General features: G+C 58.6%; 18 protein-coding genes. 15 read left to right on the forward strand and 3 right to left on the reverse strand.

All coding sequences use genetic code 11. The features are described 5' to 3' along the window. Window positions 1-102: 102 nt before the first annotated feature. From ABU178_RS01680 to pstB, 3 genes are read left to right on the forward strand one after another with little or no spacing between them, the layout of a single operon-like run. The gene (locus ABU178_RS01680) at window positions 103-2,199 is read left to right on the forward strand and encodes an ABC transporter permease subunit (RefSeq protein WP_397211352.1); all 2,097 of its coding nucleotides are present in this window, start codon (window positions 103-105) and stop codon (window positions 2,197-2,199) included. Beyond that, window positions 2,196-3,830, forward strand: a complete 1,635-nt coding sequence (gene pstA / locus ABU178_RS01685; RefSeq protein WP_397211354.1) for a phosphate ABC transporter permease PstA — start codon at window positions 2,196-2,198, stop codon at window positions 3,828-3,830. The genes ABU178_RS01680 and pstA overlap by 4 nt, the downstream gene beginning before the upstream one ends. Before the next feature lie 10 nt (window positions 3,831-3,840). Then, entirely contained in the window at window positions 3,841-4,608 is a 768-nt protein-coding gene (gene pstB, locus ABU178_RS01690; RefSeq protein ID WP_397211356.1) for a phosphate ABC transporter ATP-binding protein PstB, read from the forward strand. A gap of 197 nt (window positions 4,609-4,805) precedes the next feature. Here the strand turns inward: pstB and purN are convergent, their stop codons facing one another. After that, complete coding sequence (gene purN / locus ABU178_RS01695; protein ID WP_397211358.1) at window positions 4,806-5,444, reverse strand: phosphoribosylglycinamide formyltransferase; 639 nt, start codon at window positions 5,442-5,444, stop codon at window positions 4,806-4,808. Beyond that, on the reverse strand, window positions 5,441-6,481 hold the full coding sequence (purM, locus tag ABU178_RS01700) for a phosphoribosylformylglycinamidine cyclo-ligase (RefSeq protein WP_397211360.1): 1,041 nt from the start codon (window positions 6,479-6,481) through the stop codon (window positions 5,441-5,443). The genes purN and purM overlap by 4 nt, the downstream gene beginning before the upstream one ends. Window positions 6,482-6,721: 240 nt before the next feature. Between purM and upp the strand changes: the two genes are divergently transcribed. The 3 genes from upp to hda all read left to right on the forward strand — a co-directional run bounded on the left by upp (window position 6,722) and on the right by hda (window position 9,480). After that, complete coding sequence (gene upp, locus ABU178_RS01705) at window positions 6,722-7,348, forward strand: uracil phosphoribosyltransferase (protein ID WP_397211362.1); 627 nt, start codon at window positions 6,722-6,724, stop codon at window positions 7,346-7,348. 62 nt (window positions 7,349-7,410) lie between these two features. Beyond that, a complete protein-coding gene (gene uraA, locus ABU178_RS01710; RefSeq protein WP_397211364.1) occupies window positions 7,411-8,694 on the forward strand; it encodes a uracil permease in 1,284 nt (427 codons plus the stop codon). An 84-nt stretch (window positions 8,695-8,778) separates the two neighbouring features. After that, window positions 8,779-9,480 carry a DnaA inactivator Hda gene (gene hda, locus ABU178_RS01715; protein WP_397211572.1) on the forward strand — a complete coding sequence of 234 codons (702 nt, stop codon included), beginning with the start codon at window positions 8,779-8,781 and terminating at the stop codon, window positions 9,478-9,480. Window positions 9,481-9,513: 33 nt separating this feature from the next. On the opposite strand, the gene bepA is transcribed toward hda, so the two are convergent. Continuing rightward, window positions 9,514-10,977 carry a beta-barrel assembly-enhancing protease gene (gene bepA / locus ABU178_RS01720; RefSeq protein ID WP_397211366.1) on the reverse strand — a complete coding sequence of 488 codons (1,464 nt, stop codon included), beginning with the start codon at window positions 10,975-10,977 and terminating at the stop codon, window positions 9,514-9,516. A gap of 3 nt (window positions 10,978-10,980) precedes the next feature. On the opposite strand from bepA, the gene ABU178_RS01725 reads away from it, so the two are divergent. From ABU178_RS01725 to ABU178_RS01765, 9 genes are all read left to right on the forward strand, one after another. Next, window positions 10,981-11,343 carry a hypothetical protein gene (locus ABU178_RS01725; protein WP_397211368.1) on the forward strand — a complete coding sequence of 121 codons (363 nt, stop codon included), beginning with the start codon at window positions 10,981-10,983 and terminating at the stop codon, window positions 11,341-11,343. Window positions 11,344-11,728: 385 nt separating this feature from the next. Next, window positions 11,729-12,334, forward strand: a complete 606-nt coding sequence (locus ABU178_RS01730; RefSeq protein WP_397211370.1) for a DsrE family protein — start codon at window positions 11,729-11,731, stop codon at window positions 12,332-12,334. A gap of 40 nt (window positions 12,335-12,374) precedes the next feature. After that, window positions 12,375-12,983 carry a DsrE family protein gene (locus ABU178_RS01735; protein ID WP_397211372.1) on the forward strand — a complete coding sequence of 203 codons (609 nt, stop codon included), beginning with the start codon at window positions 12,375-12,377 and terminating at the stop codon, window positions 12,981-12,983. A gap of 128 nt (window positions 12,984-13,111) precedes the next feature. Then, window positions 13,112-14,149 (forward strand): LacI family DNA-binding transcriptional regulator, encoded by a 1,038-nt coding sequence (locus tag ABU178_RS01740; RefSeq protein ID WP_397211374.1) that lies wholly within the window; start codon window positions 13,112-13,114, stop codon window positions 14,147-14,149. Continuing rightward, entirely contained in the window at window positions 14,133-15,155 is a 1,023-nt protein-coding gene (locus ABU178_RS01745; protein WP_397211376.1) for an ABC transporter substrate-binding protein, read from the forward strand. Before ABU178_RS01740 ends, ABU178_RS01745 begins: the two co-directional genes overlap by 17 nt. After that, the gene (locus ABU178_RS01750) at window positions 15,155-16,036 is read left to right on the forward strand and encodes an ABC transporter permease (RefSeq protein WP_397211378.1); all 882 of its coding nucleotides are present in this window, start codon (window positions 15,155-15,157) and stop codon (window positions 16,034-16,036) included. Before ABU178_RS01745 ends, ABU178_RS01750 begins: the two co-directional genes overlap by 1 nt. After that, window positions 16,033-16,848, forward strand: a complete 816-nt coding sequence (locus tag ABU178_RS01755; protein ID WP_397211380.1) for an ABC transporter permease — start codon at window positions 16,033-16,035, stop codon at window positions 16,846-16,848. The genes ABU178_RS01750 and ABU178_RS01755 overlap by 4 nt, the downstream gene beginning before the upstream one ends. Further along, the gene (locus tag ABU178_RS01760) at window positions 16,848-17,837 is read left to right on the forward strand and encodes an ABC transporter ATP-binding protein (protein WP_397211382.1); all 990 of its coding nucleotides are present in this window, start codon (window positions 16,848-16,850) and stop codon (window positions 17,835-17,837) included. The genes ABU178_RS01755 and ABU178_RS01760 overlap by 1 nt, the downstream gene beginning before the upstream one ends. Next, window positions 17,806-18,678: a phosphodiesterase gene (locus ABU178_RS01765; protein WP_397211384.1), complete on the forward strand. Its 873-nt coding sequence runs from the start codon at window positions 17,806-17,808 to the stop codon at window positions 18,676-18,678. Before ABU178_RS01760 ends, ABU178_RS01765 begins: the two co-directional genes overlap by 32 nt. The last annotated feature ends 150 nt before the right edge of the window (window positions 18,679-18,828 follow it).

The following is an 18,828-nucleotide window of genomic DNA, read 5'->3' on the forward strand; positions in this document are numbered from 1 at the left end:
TTATGGCGAGAGTATGGCAGCGTTGTCCAACCTCAATGGTTGTCTTATCAATCAGCTACGGGCAACATAGCGGCTTACTTCTGAGCGCAATTTCAGGCCTGCATGACCGATAACCGTATTCCCGTTCAATTTAGCGACCGTCGCAGACGCTGGGCAGACCGCCTGACGCGGCGTATCGTCACGGCCAGTGGCGTCGGCATTCTGGTACTGATGTTACTGCTTTTTTTCTGGTTGATCTGGGTGGTACTGCCGCTTTTCGTCTCGCCCGGCATGCAGGCGGGAGCCGTACGGCCGCTGAGCGATAAGGCGCCCTCGCTGGCGTTGGGGATGGAAGACAATATCGGCTGGCGCATCAGCGCATCAGGCGCGGCGCGCTTTATCCCGCTGAATAACGGCTCGCCGGAACCCGCGCTGCCGCTGGCGCAACCGCCTGACAGCGTGGCGACCAGCGCCGATCGCCGATCGATTCTGGTGGAGTCCCACGGCACGCTGCTGTTGATGCAGCCGACAATTATCAATGGCGAAGCGCAGTGGCGTTTTCCGCTGGGCGATAAGCCTTTCGTTTTGCCGGGCGGCGTCACGCAAAACATGGCGCTGGCTGCGCTGGATAACGCACGCTGGCGCATCGCCGCGCTGACGCCGGACGGCCTCTCAGTGACCACGCTCTCGGCGCGCCGGGAGGTGACGCATCTGCGCATCGATCAACACTCAGCCGATTTGCTGCTGCTCTCGCCGCAGGGCGAGCTGCTCTATACCACTGAAGGCAGCGTGCTGCGTGTTTGGGAACTCAGCAATGAGCGCGCGCGCCTCAGGGAGACGGTTGCGCTGGCGCAGCCGCCGCGCACTCTTCATCTGCTGGCGGGCGGACAATCGCTGTTGATTCAGGACAAGAGCGGCATCAGCCAGTGGTTCGCCATTGCGGGCGATCGCGGCGCGCGGCTGCAAAAAATCCACACCTGGAGACAGAGCCGCGATGCCGGGCTGATTGTTACCGAACCGAACCGTCGGGTGTTCGCCACCCTGACGCCGCAGGGCCTGCTGCGCCTCTGGGCCAGTAAGCAGCCGGGGCCGATCCTCAGCCGACAGCTGACGCCGGGTATCCGCACCGCGCAGTTTTCGGCCAGGGGCGACCGGCTGCTGGTGGAGCGCGAAAATAGCTGGCAACTTTACCCGCTCGACAACCCCTGGCCCGATTTTAGCTGGCGCAACCTCTGGCAGAAGGTGTGGTATGAAAACTACCCGAAGCCGGACTGGGTCTGGCAGTCGACCGCCGCTGGTGACAGTTATCAGGCCAAATTCAGCCTGATACCGCTGGTCATCGGCACCCTGAAGGCCGCCGCGCTGGCGCTGCTGTTTGCCACCCCGCTGGCGCTGGCGGCCGCCATGTACACCGCCTGGTTTATGGCGCCGGGACTGCGGCGCTGGGTGAAGCCCGCGATTGAGATGATGGGCGCGCTGCCCAGCGTGGTGATTGGATTAATTGCCGGACTCTGGCTGGCGCCGCGCATCAGCGATGCGCTTCTCGGCGTGCTGTTGCTGCCGCTAATGCTGGCAGGCACCCTGCTGCTTTGCGGAGCGCTCAGCGCGCGTTTGCCAGCGCGCTGGCGGCAGCCGGGCCGCGAGGTGGCGCTGCTGCTGCCTTTGCTGCTGATCGTTACCCTGTTAACCCTTTGGCTGCTGCCGTTGCTGGATGGCGGCCTTAGCGAACGTCTTCATCATTACGAGCAGCGCAACCTGCTGGTGGCGGGGCTGGCGATGGGTTTTGCGCTGGTGCCGTTAATCTTTACCCTGGCGGAAGATGCGCTGTTCAGCGTCCCGGCCGAGCTGGGGCAGGGATCGCTGGCGCTGGGCGCCACGCCGTGGCAAACCCTGACGCGCGTGGTGTTGCCGGGGGCATCGGCGGGCATTTTCGCCGCGCTGATGATCGGCTTTGGTCGGGCGGTAGGCGAAACCATGATTGTGCTGATGGCAACCGGCAACACGCCCGAGAGCGAAGGCGGGCTGTTTTCCGGCCTGCGCGCGCTCTCGGCGAACATCGCCATCGAAATGCCGGAAGCGGCGGCGGGCAGCGCTCATTACCGCATTTTGTTTTTAAGCGCGCTGCTGCTACTGATCTTTACGCTGGTGATCAATACGCTGGCGGAACTGATTCGCCAGCGCCTGCGGCAGCGTTACGGCCAGAATGAGGCGCAGGGATGAAGGCGATACAACAAAACGACCGCTGGCGCTGGCTTACCGCTGGCGCGGTAGCGGTCTGCCTGCTGGCTTTTGCGCTGCTGACCGGATTGCTGGCATGGCAGGGAATGCGCGCCTTCTGGCCGCAGCCGGTAGATCTCTACCAATTGCGCCAGCCCGATGGCGCCGTTTTGACGCTGCTGGGCGAAACGGTAGAGAAAACGCGCCTGCGTCACGATCGGCAAACCGCAGAAAACAAAGATAGCGGCACGGTAACCCGCTATCTGATCAAAACCGGCAACCGTGACGTCGCCGCGCCCGATTTTCACGTGATTTTGAGCCGGGATACGCTCGCCGTTAGCCGACCGAAACAGGCGATGGTATTGCAGCGGCGCAGCGGCGGCGATGCGCTGGGCTGGTTTGTTGAGCTGCGCGAAAACGATGAAATTCTCACCGCCCGCGATCGCAACGCGCTGTTGCAGCAGCGGCTGAGCCAGGTACATACGCTGTTACGTCAGGCCAGTGATATCCGCCGCACCGATATGGCGCGCGTTAACAGCGAGATGCGTGCGCTGGAGATGCAGGCAGATGCGCTGCGTAGCAAAGGCGCGTTCACGCTGCAGACGCAGTCGCAATATCAGGCGAACCTTGCGGCGTTGCAGCGTCGTTTCAGTGATTCAGGCGCGCAGCTGGCGGCGCTGCAAAAGGAGATCGATCGCGATGTGCTGATCCTGCGCGATATGCAGGGTCGCGATCTGCGTATTCCTCTGGCGCAGATTGTCGAAGCCTGGTATCCCAACGCCATGACGTTTAGCGAGAAATGGCATCACTTTATGCGCCAGGTCTGGCATTTTGTCAGCGATACGCCCGCCGCCGGGCAGAGCGAAAGCGGCGCGTTCCCGGCGATTTTCGGTACGGTGCTGATGGTGCTGCTGATGTCGGTTGTGGTGATGCCGCTCGGGGTGGTTGCCGCCGTCTGGCTGCATGAATATGCCGGGCGCAACGCCTTAACCCGACTGGTGCGCATCGCGGTGGTTAACCTTGCGGGCGTGCCCTCCATCGTATACGGCGTGTTTGGCCTCGGCTTTTTTGTCTGGCTGATTGGCGGCACGATTGATCAGCTCTTTTTCGCGCCCGCGCTGCCTAATCCCACTTTTGGCACGCCGGGCCTGCTCTGGGCGGCGTTAACCCTGGCGCTGCTCACCTTGCCGGTGGTGATTGTCGCCACCGAGGAGGGGCTGTCGCGCATTCCCGACAGCCTGCGTCAGGGTTCGCTGGCGCTGGGAGCGACCCAAGCAGAGACGCTGTGGCATGTAGTGTTGCCGCTGGCGCTGCCGGCGATGCTCACCGGCCTGATCCTTGCCGTGGCGCGCGCCGCTGGCGAGACCGCGCCGCTGATGCTGGTCGGCGTGGTAAAAATGGTGCCGGAACTGCCGGTTGACGCGATTTACCCTTATCTGCATCTTGACCGAAAGTTTATGCATCTGGGCTTTCAAATCTACGACCTGGCGTTTCAGAGTCCCAACGTGGAGGCGGATCGGCCGCTGGTGTACGCTACCGCGCTGCTGCTGGTGCTGATCATTCTCTCGCTGAATCTGGTCGCGATGGCATTGCGCCATCGCCTGCGTGAACGCTACCGGCTCCTGACCCAATAACAGAGACATTATGACTTTTGATTCCGACATCGCGCTCACGATAAATCAGCTCTCGCTCTGGTATGGCGAGCGGCAGGCGCTGCACAACGTTTCGTTGCAGGTGCCGAAAAATCGCATTACGGCGCTGATTGGTCCCTCCGGCTGCGGCAAATCCACGCTGCTGCGCTGCCTGAATCGCATGAATGACGTGATAGATAGCTGTCGCGTCGAGGGGGAAATTCTGCTGGATCAGCGCGCGATTACCCAGTCGGGCCAGGACGTTTCGGCGCTGCGGCGGCGGGTCGGCATGGTGTTCCAGCGACCCAATCCGTTTCCCAAATCGATTTATGAAAATGTGGTTTACGGCCTGCGCTTACAGGGGGTGCGCGACAGGCGCATTCTCAATGAAGCCTGTGAACGCGCGCTGCGAGCGGCAGCGCTCTGGAGCGAGGTCAAAGATCAGCTGGGGCAGAACGCGCTGCAGCTCTCCAGCGGACAGCAGCAGCGTTTGGTGATCGCCCGCGCGATCGCCATTGAGCCGGAGGTGTTGCTGCTGGATGAGCCGACTTCGGCGCTCGATCCCATTTCAACCCTGGTGATTGAGGAGCTGATGACCACGCTGAAACAGCACTTCACGCTGGTGCTGGTGACGCACAACATGCAGCAGGCGGCGCGCGTCTCTGACTACACCGCCTTTATGCACAACGGCACGCTGATTGAGTTTGGCGAAACGGATGATATCTTCACCTCGCCGAAACAGCGGCGCACAGAAGATTACATTACCGGGCGCTACGGTTAATCCTGGCGGCAATAAAAAGGGGAAAAGCCTCTGCTTTTCCCCTGAGCGTGTTCATAAGGCGCCTGCGCGGGCAACCCAGGCAGATCGTAAAGACGCAAAAAACGTCATCCCTGGCGCGGGACGCTTTACTCTTCTGCCTGGTTTACCCGCGCTTTGAGTTTATTAGCCGTCTGTGAGAAAAAATAGGTGAAGGCAGTTTACTCAGCCGCATAGCCCTGCGGCGGCAGCGGCTCGCCGTCGAGCCAGGCGCGATTATCGCGCATCGTCAGACGACCCGTGAGAAACCAGCCTATCGCCAGCGGATAGATCGCATGCTCCTGATGCTGTACGCGCGCCACGATCTCCTCTTCGCTGTCACCAGCGAATACCGGCACTTTGGCCTGGAGAACAATCGGGCCGCCGTCCAACTCGTCGGTAACGAAATGCACCGAGGTGCCATGTTCGGCATCGCCATTTTCCAGCGCCTGACGATGGGTATTCAGGCCGGGATATTTCGGCAGCAGGGAAGGGTGGATGTTCAGCAATCGATGCTGATAGCGCGCGACAAATGCCGGGCTCAGAATGCGCATATAGCCCGCCAGCACCACCAGATCCGGCGCGTAAGCGTCGATCTCTTGCATCATCTGACGATCGAACGCTTCGCGATCGGCAAAGTCAGAGGCGGCCAGGGCATGGGCAGGCACCTGCGCCTCACGGGCGCGGGTTAAGCCATAAGCGGAAGCTTTATTACTGAAAACGGCAGCGACGCTGCCGTTGATACGCCCGCTTGCGCAGGCGTCGAGGATGGACTGAAGATTGCTTCCGTTACCGGAGATCAGCACAACCAGCTTTTTCATGCGTTAATAACCACTCGCTCTTCAGAGTCAGAGGCTTTGATTTCGCCGATTTTCCACGCCTGCTCACCGGCGTCCTGCATCAGCTGTACCGCTTTGTCTGCATCTTGCGGGCTGAGGGCGATGATCATGCCGACGCCGCAGTTAAAGGTGCGGTACATTTCATGGCGGCTGACGTTGCCAGCCTGCTGCATCCAGTTGAATACCGATGGCCACTGCCAGCTTTTCTCATCGATCACCGCCTGGGTGTTATCCGGCAGCACGCGCGGAATATTTTCCCAGAAGCCGCCGCCGGTCAGGTGGGCCACGGCGTGCACGTCAACCTGCTCAATCAGGCTGAGGATGTTTTTCACATAGATGCGCGTCGGGGCCAGCAGGTGATCCGCCAGCGGCTTGCCGTCCAGCTGTTTGGTCAGCGGGTCGGTCTGGCTCACTTCCAGGATCTTGCGCACCAGCGAATAGCCGTTGGAGTGCGGGCCGCTGGAGCCCAGCGCGATCAGCACGTCGCCGTCCTGCACTTTGCTGCCGTCGATGATTTCTGACTTCTCTACCACCCCGACGCAAAAACCGGCCACGTCATAATCTTCGCCGTGATACATGCCCGGCATTTCCGCGGTCTCGCCGCCCACCAACGCACAGCCCGACTGCAAACAGCCTTCGGCGATGCCGCTGATCACCGCTGACGCGGTTTCCACATCCAGCTTGCCGGTAGCATAGTAATCGAGGAAGAACAGCGGCTCCGCACCCTGTACCACCAGATCGTTTACGCACATCGCCACCAGATCGATGCCGATGCTGTCATGGCGCTTGAGATCCATTGCCAGACGCAGCTTGGTGCCGACGCCGTCGGTACCGGAGACCAGCACTGGCTCACGGTATTTTTGCGGCAGCGCACAAAGGGCGCCGAAACCGCCCAGTCCACCCATTACTTCCGGGCGGCGGGTCTTTTTCACTACGCCTTTGATACGGTCAACCAGAGCGTTACCGGCATCAATATCAACACCGGCGTCTTTGTAGCTGAGAGAGGTCTTGTCGGTCACTGCGGAATCCCCACGCGAGTTGCGGTTGGTGGTTAAAATAAAGCGCGCCAATTCTAACAGCGCAGGCAAACGTTTGCGAGTCCCATCTCATCACGGTATTGCGCGCCGCGCTTTTTTCACTAATTCTTAATCAGAGCGCCATCAGCCTGCTGATTTGACCACGAGCATATGGCGAACGCAGGAAAAGGCGGTATAATCCCGCGATTTTTTTTCAGCTCAACTCACTCCGGGAGAACACCAATGAAGATCGTGGAAGTCAAACACCCGCTGGTCAAACATAAACTGGGCCTGATGCGTGAGCATGATATCAGCACCAAGCGTTTCCGCGAGCTGGCGTCAGAAGTGGGCAGTTTGCTGACTTATGAAGCCACCGCTGATATGGAAACCGAGAAGGTGACAATTGAGGGCTGGAACGGCCCGGTAGAAGTGGACCAGATCAAAGGCAAGAAGATCACCGTGGTGCCGATTCTGCGCGCGGGTCTGGGGATGATGGAGGGCGTGCTGGAGCATGTGCCGAGCGCGCGCATCAGCGTGGTGGGTATTTACCGCGATGAAGAGACGCTGGAGCCGGTGCCCTATTTTCAGAAGCTGGTTTCCAACATCGAAGAACGTATGGCGCTGGTGGTGGATCCGATGCTGGCAACCGGCGGCTCGATGATCGCGACCATCGATCTGCTGAAAAAAGCGGGTTGCAGCTCGATTAAGGTGCTGGTGCTGGTGGCCGCGCCGGAAGGCATCGCCGCGCTGGAGAAGGCGCATCCGGATGTGGAGCTGTATACCGCTGCGGTGGATCAGGGTCTGAACGAGAAAGGTTACATTATTCCTGGCCTGGGTGATGCCGGGGATAAGATTTTTGGTACCAAATAACGATACAGCCGACCAGAGAGTCGGCTTTTTTTTGGCAAGTTAACATCTCAAGGGGATACATCATGACTCGTCGCGCCATCGGCGTCAGCGAACGACCACCGCTGCTGCAAACGATTCCGCTCAGCCTGCAGCACCTGTTTGCCATGTTTGGCGCTACCGTGCTGGTGCCGATTCTGTTTCACATCAATCCGGCCACGGTATTGCTGTTTAACGGCGTGGGCACCTTAATCTATCTGTTCATCTGTAAAGGTAAAATCCCGGCCTATCTCGGCTCAAGCTTTGCCTTTATTTCACCGGTGCTGCTGTTGCTGCCGCTGGGCTATGAAGTGGCGCTGGGCGGCTTTATTCTTTGCGGCGTGCTGTTCTGCATCGTGGCGCTGATCGTGAAAAAAGCCGGTACAGGCTGGCTGGACGTGATGTTTCCTCCGGCGGCGATGGGGGCGATTGTCGCGGTAATTGGTCTGGAGCTGGCTGGCGTGGCGGCGAATATGGCGGGTCTGCTGCCGGCGGAAGGCAGCAATGCCGACAGCACCACCGTGATCATTTCGCTGGTGACGCTGGGGGTGACGGTGTTCGGCTCGGTACTGTTTCGCGGCTTTCTCGCCATTATCCCGATTCTTATCGGCGTGGTGGTGGGCTACGCGCTCTCTTTCGCGATGGGCATCGTGGACTGGACGCCAGTCTACAACGCCCCCTGGGTTGCGCTGCCGACCTTTTATACGCCGCGTTTCGAATGGGCAGCGATGCTCACCATTCTGCCCGCAGCGCTGGTGGTGATCGCCGAGCATATCGGCCATCTGGTGGTCACGGCGAATATCGTGAAGCGCGACCTGGTGCGCGATCCCGGCCTGCATCGCTCGATGTTCGCCAACGGCCTTTCCACCATTATTTCTGGCTTCTTTGGCTCCACGCCGAATACCACCTACGGCGAAAATATCGGCGTGATGGCGATTACCCGCGTTTACAGCACCTGGGTAATCGGTGGCGCGGCGATTTTCGCCATTCTGCTCTCCTGTGTGGGCAAGCTGGCGGCGGCGATCCAGGCGATTCCGGTGCCGGTAATGGGTGGCGTGTCGCTGCTGCTGTACGGCGTAATCGGCGCGTCGGGTATCCGCGTGCTGATTGAATCAAAAGTGGATTACAACAAAGCGCAAAACTTGATCCTCACCTCGGTGATCCTGATCATCGGCGTCAGCGGGGCGAAGGTGCATATCGGCGCGGCAGAGCTGAAAGGCATGGCGCTGGCCACCATTGTCGGCGTTGCGCTCAGCCTGATTTTCCGCGTTATCAGCCTGCTGCGTCCGGAAGAAGTGGTGCTGGACGCCGAAGAGAAAACGCAAGGCTAAAGGGCGGGGCGGCCCGTTTCAACTCTGGCAGAAAACTGTGGTAGACTTCCCCGGTTTTCTGCCCGTTCACACGCTGAGGTGCTTCTGAACACGCCGGCACAACTTTCACTGCCACTCTATTTACCGGATGATGAAACCTTCGCCAGCTTCTGGCCTGGGGATAATCCGTCCCTGTTAGCCGCGATCAAAGGCGCGCTCTCCCAGCAGCACGGCAGTTATCTCTATTTCTGGTCACGCGAAGGCGGCGGACGCAGCCACCTGCTGCATGCGGCCTGTGCGGAAATGTCGGCGCGCGACGAAGCGGTGGGCTATGTGCCGCTGGATAAGCGCACCTGGTTTGTGCCGGACGTGCTGGAAGGCATGGAGCAGCTGGCGCTGGTCTGCATCGATAATATTGAGTGCATCGCCGGGGAAGAAGCCTGGGAGATGGCGATCTTTGATCTCTACAACCGCATCCTGGAAACCGGCAAAACCCGCCTGCTGATCAGCGGCGATCGTCCTCCACGTCAGCTCAATCTGCATCTGCCGGATCTCGCCTCGCGCCTCGACTGGGGACAGATTTATCGTCTGCAACCGCTCTCTGATGAAGATAAGTTACAGGCCTTGCAGCTGCGCGCCGGGCTACGCGGCTTTGAGCTGCCGGAGGACGTCGGGCGCTTTATGCTCAAGCGGCTGGATCGGGAAATGCGCACGCTGTTTGATACCCTGGATCGGCTCGATCGCGCCTCCATCAGCGCGCAGCGCAAGCTCACCATTCCGTTCGTTAAAGAGACGCTGGGACTGTAAAACCCGCATCGGCGAAGAGGCGGGCTTGACGCGTCACCCTTTCTGATACTGGCGGAAACGCTGTTGCAGCCCGCGTAGCTGGTCGATACGTGCATCATAGCGCGCCTGCTTCAGGCTGCCGAGCTTCACTTGCGCGCTGGCGCTGCTTAACGTGGTGATCGCCTGATCGAGCTGGCCTGTCAGCGCCAGTCCTTCCGCACGCGCCGACAACTCTTCATCGCGCAGCCCCTGCATAGCCGCCGCCTGCGCCAGCAGATCCCAGCCGTTGGGATCGTCCCGGTGCGACCAGGTATAACGATTAAGAATACGCACCGCGTTGTCAGGCTGTTTGGCCTCAACGTAAGCATTCGCCAGGTTCAGTTGAAGCACCGGATTGTTGCTGCTGCCATGTGCGGCAGTCAGGCGCGCAATGGCCTGCTGCGGCTGGTTCAGACCGATATCGATATCGGTCATGATATCGAGAAACCAGACGTTGTCGGGCTGTTTCGCCAGCAGCGGCGCAATGACTTTTTTCGCGTTGGCAAAGCTTTTCGCCTCTAAAAACTGCACCGCCTTGCCATACTGCGCCGCCAGCTGTTCGCGGCTGTTGCCTTTGTTGTACTGATCCAATAAATCGTCGGTCAACTGATTTTGCCCGGTGGCGTACATGCCGAGCACGCGCACTTTCGCCAGATAGAAATCCTGGGAAGATTGCACCACCACCGGACGCATCTGGTTAGCGCGGTTGCGGGCGTCGGCCAGGCGGCTGTCAGGAAGCGGGTGAGTCAGTAAGATTTCCGGCGGTTTAGAGGAGAACCGGCTCTGATCGGCCAGCTTCTGTAAAAAGTTGGGCATCGCCTCTGGATCGAAACCGGCGCGTTGCAGCACCTGGATGCCGATGCGGTCCGCTTCCTGCTCGTTTCCCTGGGTAAAGCTGATAATCCCCTGCTGGGTGCCCGCCAGCGTGCCGGTCAATGCCGCCATGCCCGCCTGCGGACTGGCCATCGCCAGCAGGATAGAGCCGAGCGCGCCGACCCAGGTCAGGGGCGCGTTGCGCTTCTGATCTTCCATCGCGCGCGCCAGATGGCGCTGGGTAACGTGGGAAATTTCGTGCGCCATTACCGAGGCGAGCTGGCTTTCGTTATCGGCATAGCGGAACAGCGCCGCATGCAACACCACGTTGCCGCCAAAAAAGGCGAAGGCGTTCAGCTCGTCGTTCTGGATAAGAAAAAAGTGGAACGGCGTACGCACCGAATCGGCGTGCGCGACCAGGCGCTGGCCCAGTTGGTTGATATATTGATTCAGTAACGGATCGTTAATCAGCGGCGCGCTGGCGCGCAGCTGACGCACATAAAAGTCGCCCATCTGCAGCTCCTGATTAATCGAGAGCGTGGAGCCGGCAGTGGTGCCCATATCGGGTAACGAATCGCTGACGTCAGCATTGACGGGCAGCACGGCGGCGAGGCTCAGCGTAGTGATTAGCCCGGCCAGCAACGTTTTTTTCATCCGGTTAAACATGCCTTGATCCTGTTACAGAAACCTGAAGTTGGACAAAAAAGTGGAGCAAATGTTCTGCTCTTTTTATTTGGGATTAGCGCAAAGCCTATCTTAGCGACTGCCCCGGCGGAAAGAAACGCCGCCAATTTCTTTTATCCGCCTGAAATCTCTCTTTCTGGCAACCCTTGCCGCAAAAAATTGAACAGACTTTTTTACGGCCTCAATGATAAAAAATGCGCTGTTTCAGGCGTAACGAATCGTCTCTTTTTTGCCGGTCATGAGTTAATCCAGCTTTGCACGTTAATAAAAAGTCTGTTTTTTTTCGTTGAGCGCCGCTTTTTAATCTCCATAAATGCAAAGTCAGGTAAATTTGCTCAAAAAAACTGAACATGGCATGTATTTTGACCAGGCATACTCTGAAAAAATAGCGCAAATTGTTAAAAGTTGACGCAGGCGACAAATAAAAATTTATATCAACTTTGTTCTGGTCTGATAAATACTCCAGCAGCGGATGGCGATATTTTTTTCTTTAAGCAGATGAATGCTAAACGCAACCTGGTAAATAAACAGCGCCAGTGAAAAGTAAAATTAGTTTCCGGTGATGATTAATTATCGCGAATGATTGACCTTGCTAATAATTACTTGAGAAATGAATTGTACAAGAAGGAAAATAAAGCCGATCTTCTGACAAGGCTTCCCTGTGGTATAGATAATAATATCCTTTCTGGTGATGTGTGGAATAAGCGTACAGTGCTTTGCGGAGATCGTTTATATGCGTTCTGTGGTTTCGTATGCCTTAATTGCGATTGTGGGAGGATTTGTTGGTGCCAGCGCCAGCCAGAGCGGTGAAATTTATCACCGGGTAATCGATCATTTTTCGGCGAAACCCCGCGATCCGGCAGGGTTCTGGAGTACGCCGGCAATAGCGGGCTATGGCAAAATTCATTATGAATCGGACGCCGCGTTTAAACCTGAACCGGGGCTGAGCAATAAAATCGTTTTCCAAATCACGAAAAGTGAAGGCGCGATGAAAGATCCTAATCTGGGGCTGGAGCGCGTCGCACGAGTGGTTAATCTCTACATCGCCTCCGGCATTCCTGCCGATCAGCTTAATTTTGTGGTTTCCGTTACCGGAGATGCCACGCCAGCGATGCTGGATAATGCGCATTTTCAGCAGATTTACGGCTTTGACAATCCCAACCTGAAACTGATTCAGGCGCTGAATAAGGTGGGGGTAAAAGTCTCCGTCTGCGATCAGTCGGTAGCCTTTCATCACTATCCCGCCGCGTGGATTGATAAATCTGTGGTCCATGCGCTCTCGAGTCCGACCACCGTATCCACCCTGCAAAATCAGGGCTACGCCTGGCTACAGATGTAATTTAAATTTCATTTCTTAATGGCAAGCAGGAGAACAGGCTATGCGTCCAGCGGCGTATATAGTAGTGGCAGCCGTCGCCGGTTTTATTGGCGGCAACGTATTACAATTACCGGAAATGGTAAATAAACTCGGCGGGAAATTAACTGAGCAGAAAAGTGAGCCGGCAGATTTCTGGAGCACGCCTGCGATTGCTGGTTACGGAAAAATCCATTTCGTTAATACGCCCGCTTTTAATCCCGGCTCGACGCCGGGACTGAGCAATAAAATTGTTTTCCAGATTAACCGCAGCGAAGGGGATATTCGTCAGCCCAATTTAGGACTGGAACGCGTCGCGCGCGTCACTAACCTTTATTACGCGGCGGGCGTGCCGCTGAATCAGCTGAAATTTGTCGTTTCCATTAACAGCGATGCTGTACCGGCGGCATTAAGCAACGAGCAGTTCCGCAAAGCTTACGGCGTGGATAACCCCAATTTAAAACTGATTAGCGAGCTGAAAAAAGCGGGGGTTGAAGTATCGATTTGCGATCAGTCCGTGGCGTTCCACCAGCTTGAGCGGGAGTGGATTGACCCGATGATTACCCATACTCTTTCCAGCGGCACCACCGTCGCCACCCTGCAAAATGAAGGTTACGCCTTTCTGATGCTTTGATTCCCCACGCGGCATCGTCGTGATGCCGCTGTCATGCTTCTGTCATCAAAGCGCGATGGTTTTGTCATAACGCAGCGGTAGGTTAAGCGCCCATGAGATCGATCTCATCGGGACTTAACGAGGGCGTAATGACGGATTTACTCAGCGTGGCCAAACTGGCCGGTGTTTCTCGCGCGACGGCGGCACGGGCCTTTTCCGATCCCCAGCTGCTCAAGGCGAGTACGCGCCAGCGCGTACTGGAAGCGTCTGAACAGCTCGGCTTTCGTCCCAACCATATTGCGCGGCAGCTGCGTACCCAGACCTCGCGTACGCTCGGCGTGCTGCTGCCTTCGCTCCTCAATCCGGTTTTTGCCCAGCAGCTGCAGGCGATGGAGCGTCAGGCACGCAACGTAGGCTACGGTTTGCTGATCGCCACCAGCGACTACCAGCCGCAGCGGGAGGCGGCCATCGTTGAGCATATGCTGCGCCAGCGCGTGGCGGGACTGGTGCTCACGGTCGCCGACGCGGATAACAGCACGGTGCTGGCGACGCTGGCGGAAGAACAGATGCCCTTTGTGCTGACCCACAACGTTCCGCAGCGACATGACTATCCGGCGGTCTGCGTCGATAACCGTCAGGCGGTGGCCGATGCTACCGCCCATCTGCACGCGCTGGGACATCGTCATATCGGCATGGTGGCCGGACCGATGTTGCAGTCTGACCGCGCCCGCCTGCGTTATCAAGGCTACTGCGACGCCATGCAGCAGGCGGGACTGGCGCCGCAGCCGGTCATTGAGATGCCCAGCCACACCCATTCCGATTTTCGTCTGCTTAAGCCGCTGCTTAATGCACCAGAACCGCTCACCGCCGTTATCTGCACCAACGATCTGCTGGCGATCAGCCTGATGGGTGCCGCGATGCGCGCCGGCGTTCAGGTGCCCGGCGAGCTTTCAGTGATGGGGTTTGACGGCACCGATATTGGTGAACAGCTGGCGCCGTCGTTGGCCAGCGTGGCGCAGCCCAGCGATCTGCTGGGTGCCTGCGCCATCGAAATGCTTTTACAGCAGACCACCAGCGGCACGCGTGTTCTGGCCCATCGCCTGCGTCATGGCGAGAGCATTGCGCGCGCGCCCGGACACGCTTCTTTTTCGTCAACATCAGGGAACCATCATGTCAACGCCAAATAAAATAAAGCACGTTACGACCGCCGCGATCTTTGCCGCCTGCACCATCACCAGCCAGCTGGCGCAGGCGGCGGAGAACGCCATCTGTTACAACTGTCCGCCGGAGTGGGCTGACTGGGGCACGCAGCTGAAAGCGATCGCCAAAGATACCGCTATTCAGGTGCCGCAGGACAATAAAAACTCCGGGCAGTCGCTGGCGCAGCTGGTAGCGGAGAAAAACAATCCGGTGGCGGATGTGGTCTACTACGGCGTCAGCTTCGGCATTCAGGCGGCGGAAGCCGGGGTTGTCGCCGATTATAAACCCGCCCACTGGGACGATATTCCCGCCGGAATGAAAGATCCGGACGGCAAATGGGTGGCGTTGCACTCTGGCACCATGGGTTTTATGGTCAATGTTGATGCGCTGGGCGGCGCGCCGGTGCCAAAATCCTGGGACGACCTGCTGAAGCCGAAATATAAAGGCATGGTGGGCTATCTCGATCCTGCCAGCGCTTTCGTCGGCTATGTGGCGGCGGTGGCGGTGAATCAGGCCAAAGGCGGCTCGATGCACGATTTTACTCCGGCGCTGAGCTGGTTTAAAAAGCTACAGGCCAACCAGCCGATTGTGCCGAAGCAGACCGCCTACGCCCGCGTAATTTCCGGCGAAATCCCGATTTTGCTCGACTACGACTTCAACGCCTATCGTGCGAAGTATAAAGATCACGCTAACGTCGAATTCGTGATCCCGCAGGAAGGCACCGTTACCGTGCCCTACGTCATCAGCCTGGTGAAAAACGCACCGCACAGCGCGAACGGCAAAAAAGTGATCGACTACGTGCTCTCAGATAAAGGGCAGGCGATTTGGGCGAATGCTTATTTGCGCCCGGTACGTCCCTCCGCCATGTCGGCAGACGCGAAGCAGCACTTTCTGCCGGACAGCGATTATGCCCGCGCGCAAACTGTCGATTACGCGCAGATGGCCGCTGCCCAGAAAACCTTTTCCGCCCGTTACCTGAGTGAGATGCATTGATGTCGATGCTGGAATCACGCAGCGCCTTGCCGACGGCGTTACGCCGTCGGTTATCGAACCGCGGCAAAGCGGGGCACTGGCTCTGGATGCTGCTGCCCGCGCTGCTGTTTTTCGCCGCCTTCTGGCTGCTGCCTTTCGCCCGTCTGTTACAGATGGGCATGACGCCGGATCGCAGCAGCCAGCAGAGCGGCTACTGGACGGTGCTCAGCCAGCCGCAATACCTGCTGAGCCTGATTAATACCGTTGTTCTGTCGCTGGCGGTGACGCTGGCGACATTGGCGATCGCTGGCGTAGTGGGCTGCTTCCTGGCGCGTCAGCGCTTTGTGGGTCGCGGCACGCTACTGGCGCTGCTGACCTTTCCGCTGGCCTTTCCCGGCGTGGTGGTGGGGTTTCTGGTGGTGATGCTGGTGGGGCGCCAGGGTCTGCTGGCGCAGCTCAGTCTTAGCCTGTTTCATGAGCGCTGGATTCTCGCCTATTCGCTGAGCGGGCTGTTTATCGGCTATCTCTGGTTCTCGCTGCCGCGTGCGATCGTCACGCTGGTGGCTGCCAGCGAGAAGCTCGACCTGTCGCTGGAAGAGGCGGCGCGCTCGTTAGGGGCCAGCCAGTGGCGCATCGTTTGCGACGTGATTGTGCCCGGTCTGAAGCCCGCGCTGTTCTCCACCGGGGCGATCTGTTTCGCCACCAGCATGGGCGCGTTCGGCACCGCCTTTACCCTCGGCACCGATCTCAACGTGCTGCCGCTTACCATTTACGGCGAATTCACCAACTACGCCAACTTTGCTACCGCCGCAGCGCTATCGGTGGTGATGGGCGCGGTCGCCTGGCTGGCGCTGATGCTGGCGCGCGGCCTGACCACAACCTCTGCCGGAGACGAAAAATGAAACGTCGCGGACTCTTTTATCTACAGGCAGGGCTTACCATCCTGACCGCGCTGTTTATGATCGTGCCGGTGGTGCTCTCTATGCTGGCGGGAGTGACGGAGAACTACTTTATCGGCCTGCGCAGCGGGCTGACGCTGAAGTGGGTCGCCCAGGTGTGGGAGATGTACGCCGATACCTTCTGGCTCTCGCTGATTGTTGCGCTGAGCTGCCTGTTGGTGACGTTGCTGTTGGGCGTGCCCGCCGCCTGGGGATTGCTGAAATCGCCCGCGCGCTGGGCCGGCCGCATTGAAGAGTGTTTAATGCTGCCGGTCGCGCTGCCGGGACTGGCGACCGCGCTGGGCATTATTCTGCTTTATGGTCAGTTCAGCGGCCTGCGCGACAGCTGGCTGTTTATTCTCATCGGCCATGTGCTTTTTACTCTGCCATTTATGATCCGGCCTGTGCTGGCGGTGATGCGCGGCGTGCAGATGTCGCGTCTTGAAGAGGCGGCGGCCAGCCTCGGCGCCAGTTTCTGGCATCGTTTTTTTACCGTGGTGGTGCCCAACTGCCGCAACGGCATTCTCGCCGGCGCCTTTATGGTGATCACCCTGTCGGTGGGCGAATTCAATATTACCTGGATGCTGCATACGCCGCTGACCAAAACCCTGCCGGTGGGGCTGGCGGACGCCTATGCCTCGATGCGGCTGGAGGTCGGCTCGGCCTATACCCTGATTTTTATCATGATGATTTTACCGCTACTGCTGATGCTTAACGCCTGTAACCACTGGCTTAACCGGCAGCCCGCGCGGACGCAACCTGAGGAGAAGGCATAATGAATGATGCCGTAACCGTGACGCTGCGCGGCTGTTCGCGCCGTTTTCAGCCGCAGCATATCGCGCTGCATCCCCTCGATCTCACCGTGCAGGCGGGCGAGACGCTGGTGCTGCTTGGCCCTTCCGGCTGCGGCAAAACCACCACGCTGCGCATTATCAGCGGGCTGGAAACCACCGATGCCGGGGGCGAGGTTTGGTTTGACGATCGTAATGTTACCGATCTGCCGATTGAAAAACGCAATGTCGGCATGGTGTTCCAGAACTATGCGCTGTTTCCCAATTTGAACGTGGCGGAGAACGTCGCCTATGGCCTGAAGGTGCAGGGCGTGACGCGCGCCGAGCGCGAGGCGCGGGTAGCAGAGATGCTGCAAATGGTGGATTTAACTCATCTGGCCGATCGCGCCATCGACAAACTCTCCGGCGGACAGAAACAGCGCGTGGCGCTGGCCCGCGCGCTGGCGGCGCGGCCAAAAGTGCTGCTGTTCGATGAGCCGCTCGCCGCGCTGGATGCCAAACTGCGTGAACGTCTGCGTCAGGAGATTGGCGCGCTGTTGAAAAAGCTGGCGATTACCGCGGTTTATGTCACGCACGATCAGCAGGAAGCGATGGCGCTGGGCGATCGCATTGCGGTGATGGAGCAGGGCAGACTGGTACAGATCGACACGCCCAAACAGATTTATCAGCGGCCCGCCTCGCGCTTCGTCGCTGATTTTGTCGGTGCCATCAACTGCGTGGATGTGGATAGACGCGGCAATCCCATCAGTTTTTGTCGCCCGGAAGATGTGGTGCTGGCCGCCGATACGCGCTATCCGCGTCAGGGCTTTGTGATTGGCACCACCTTTCTTGGCGCCTCGCAGCGTTTGCTGATCGATATCGGTCTGAGCAAACCGATTCATGTCGAGCGCCCGGCGCGTGAGTCCTGGTCCGCCGGACAGTGCGTCAGTTGGACGCTGGCCGATGCCGCCATGCTGCATTTTACCCCGCTGTAAGGAGAATATTTTGACTGAGAAACTGACGCTGATAGCGCAAATCAGCGATTTACATATCAAGGCGAATGGCCGCCTCTCTTATCAGAAGGTGGATACCGGGGCGGCATTGATGCAGGCCATCGACACCCTGAACGCCTTGCAGCCGCGACCCGATTTCGTCGTGCTGACCGGCGATCTGGTGGATTTCGGCCATCCGGAAGAGTACCAGTGCTTACGCGCCGCGCTGCAACGGCTGGAACTGCCGTTTCGCCTGATGCCAGGCAACCACGACAATCGACAGGCGCTGCGCGAAGCGTTTCCGGACCACGTTTATCTGCAAACGGGGGAAACCCTGAACTGGCGTACGACGATCAATGGACTTACGCTGCTGGCGCTCGACTCCAGTGTGCCGCAGCAGCCATGGGGCTATGTGGATGAGGCGCAGCTGATCTGGCTGGATACGGAGCTGTCACGCCAGCCGCAGCAGCCCGCCCTGGTGATGCTGCATCATCCGCCGTTTGTCTGTGGCATCGACCATATGGATCGTCAGCGGTTGCGTAACCCGGAGGCGCTGGCAGCCATTGTGGCGCGCCATCCCCAGGTGGAGCGCGTACTCTGCGGCCATCTGCACCGCAGCGTGCAGGCGCGCTTTGCCGGAACGCTGGCCTGCTCAGCGCCGGGCCTGTCGCATCAGGTGGCGTTTGACCTGAGCGAAAATGGACCGGCGCATTTTGTCATGGAGCCGTCGGGTTTTTTGCTGCATCGCTGGCACCCGCAGCAGGGGATGACCACTCATCTCTGCGCCATCGGCGACTATCGCGGCCCTTATCCCTTTTACGATAAAAACGGGCTGATCGATTAGCGCCAGCTAAATCTTTGAAAAATGGGTGTGCCGACCTGAAGGATCGTTTCTAAACTCTGTAGCATGTGTAGAATCATTCCTGCTACACCAGCAAGAGACAACCACAAAAACAACAGAGTCAGGCACACGTATAATGAAAAATTTCACCAT

The organism is Pantoea osteomyelitidis (genome assembly GCF_044342975.1).
Lineage (GTDB): Bacteria > Pseudomonadota > Gammaproteobacteria > Enterobacterales > Enterobacteriaceae > Pantoea > Pantoea osteomyelitidis.

Coding starts and splice junctions, on each gene's coding strand:
- ABU178_RS01680 (WP_397211352.1), top strand. CDS start 103: ATGACCGATAACCGTATTCCCGTTCAATTTAGCGACCGTCGCAGACGC.
- pstA (WP_397211354.1), top strand. CDS start 2,196: ATGAAGGCGATACAACAAAACGACCGCTGGCGCTGGCTTACCGCTGGC.
- pstB (WP_397211356.1), top strand. CDS start 3,841: ATGACTTTTGATTCCGACATCGCGCTCACGATAAATCAGCTCTCGCTC.
- purN (WP_397211358.1), bottom strand. CDS start 5,444: ATGAAAAAGCTGGTTGTGCTGATCTCCGGTAACGGAAGCAATCTTCAG.
- upp (WP_397211362.1), top strand. CDS start 6,722: ATGAAGATCGTGGAAGTCAAACACCCGCTGGTCAAACATAAACTGGGC.
- uraA (WP_397211364.1), top strand. CDS start 7,411: ATGACTCGTCGCGCCATCGGCGTCAGCGAACGACCACCGCTGCTGCAA.
- bepA (WP_397211366.1), bottom strand. CDS start 10,977: ATGTTTAACCGGATGAAAAAAACGTTGCTGGCCGGGCTAATCACTACG.
- ABU178_RS01730 (WP_397211370.1), top strand. CDS start 11,729: ATGCGTTCTGTGGTTTCGTATGCCTTAATTGCGATTGTGGGAGGATTT.
- ABU178_RS01735 (WP_397211372.1), top strand. CDS start 12,375: ATGCGTCCAGCGGCGTATATAGTAGTGGCAGCCGTCGCCGGTTTTATT.
- ABU178_RS01740 (WP_397211374.1), top strand. CDS start 13,112: ATGACGGATTTACTCAGCGTGGCCAAACTGGCCGGTGTTTCTCGCGCG.
- ABU178_RS01745 (WP_397211376.1), top strand. CDS start 14,133: ATGTCAACGCCAAATAAAATAAAGCACGTTACGACCGCCGCGATCTTT.
- ABU178_RS01750 (WP_397211378.1), top strand. CDS start 15,155: ATGTCGATGCTGGAATCACGCAGCGCCTTGCCGACGGCGTTACGCCGT.
- ABU178_RS01755 (WP_397211380.1), top strand. CDS start 16,033: ATGAAACGTCGCGGACTCTTTTATCTACAGGCAGGGCTTACCATCCTG.
- ABU178_RS01760 (WP_397211382.1), top strand. CDS start 16,848: ATGAATGATGCCGTAACCGTGACGCTGCGCGGCTGTTCGCGCCGTTTT.
- ABU178_RS01765 (WP_397211384.1), top strand. CDS start 17,806: ATGCCGCCATGCTGCATTTTACCCCGCTGTAAGGAGAATATTTTGACT.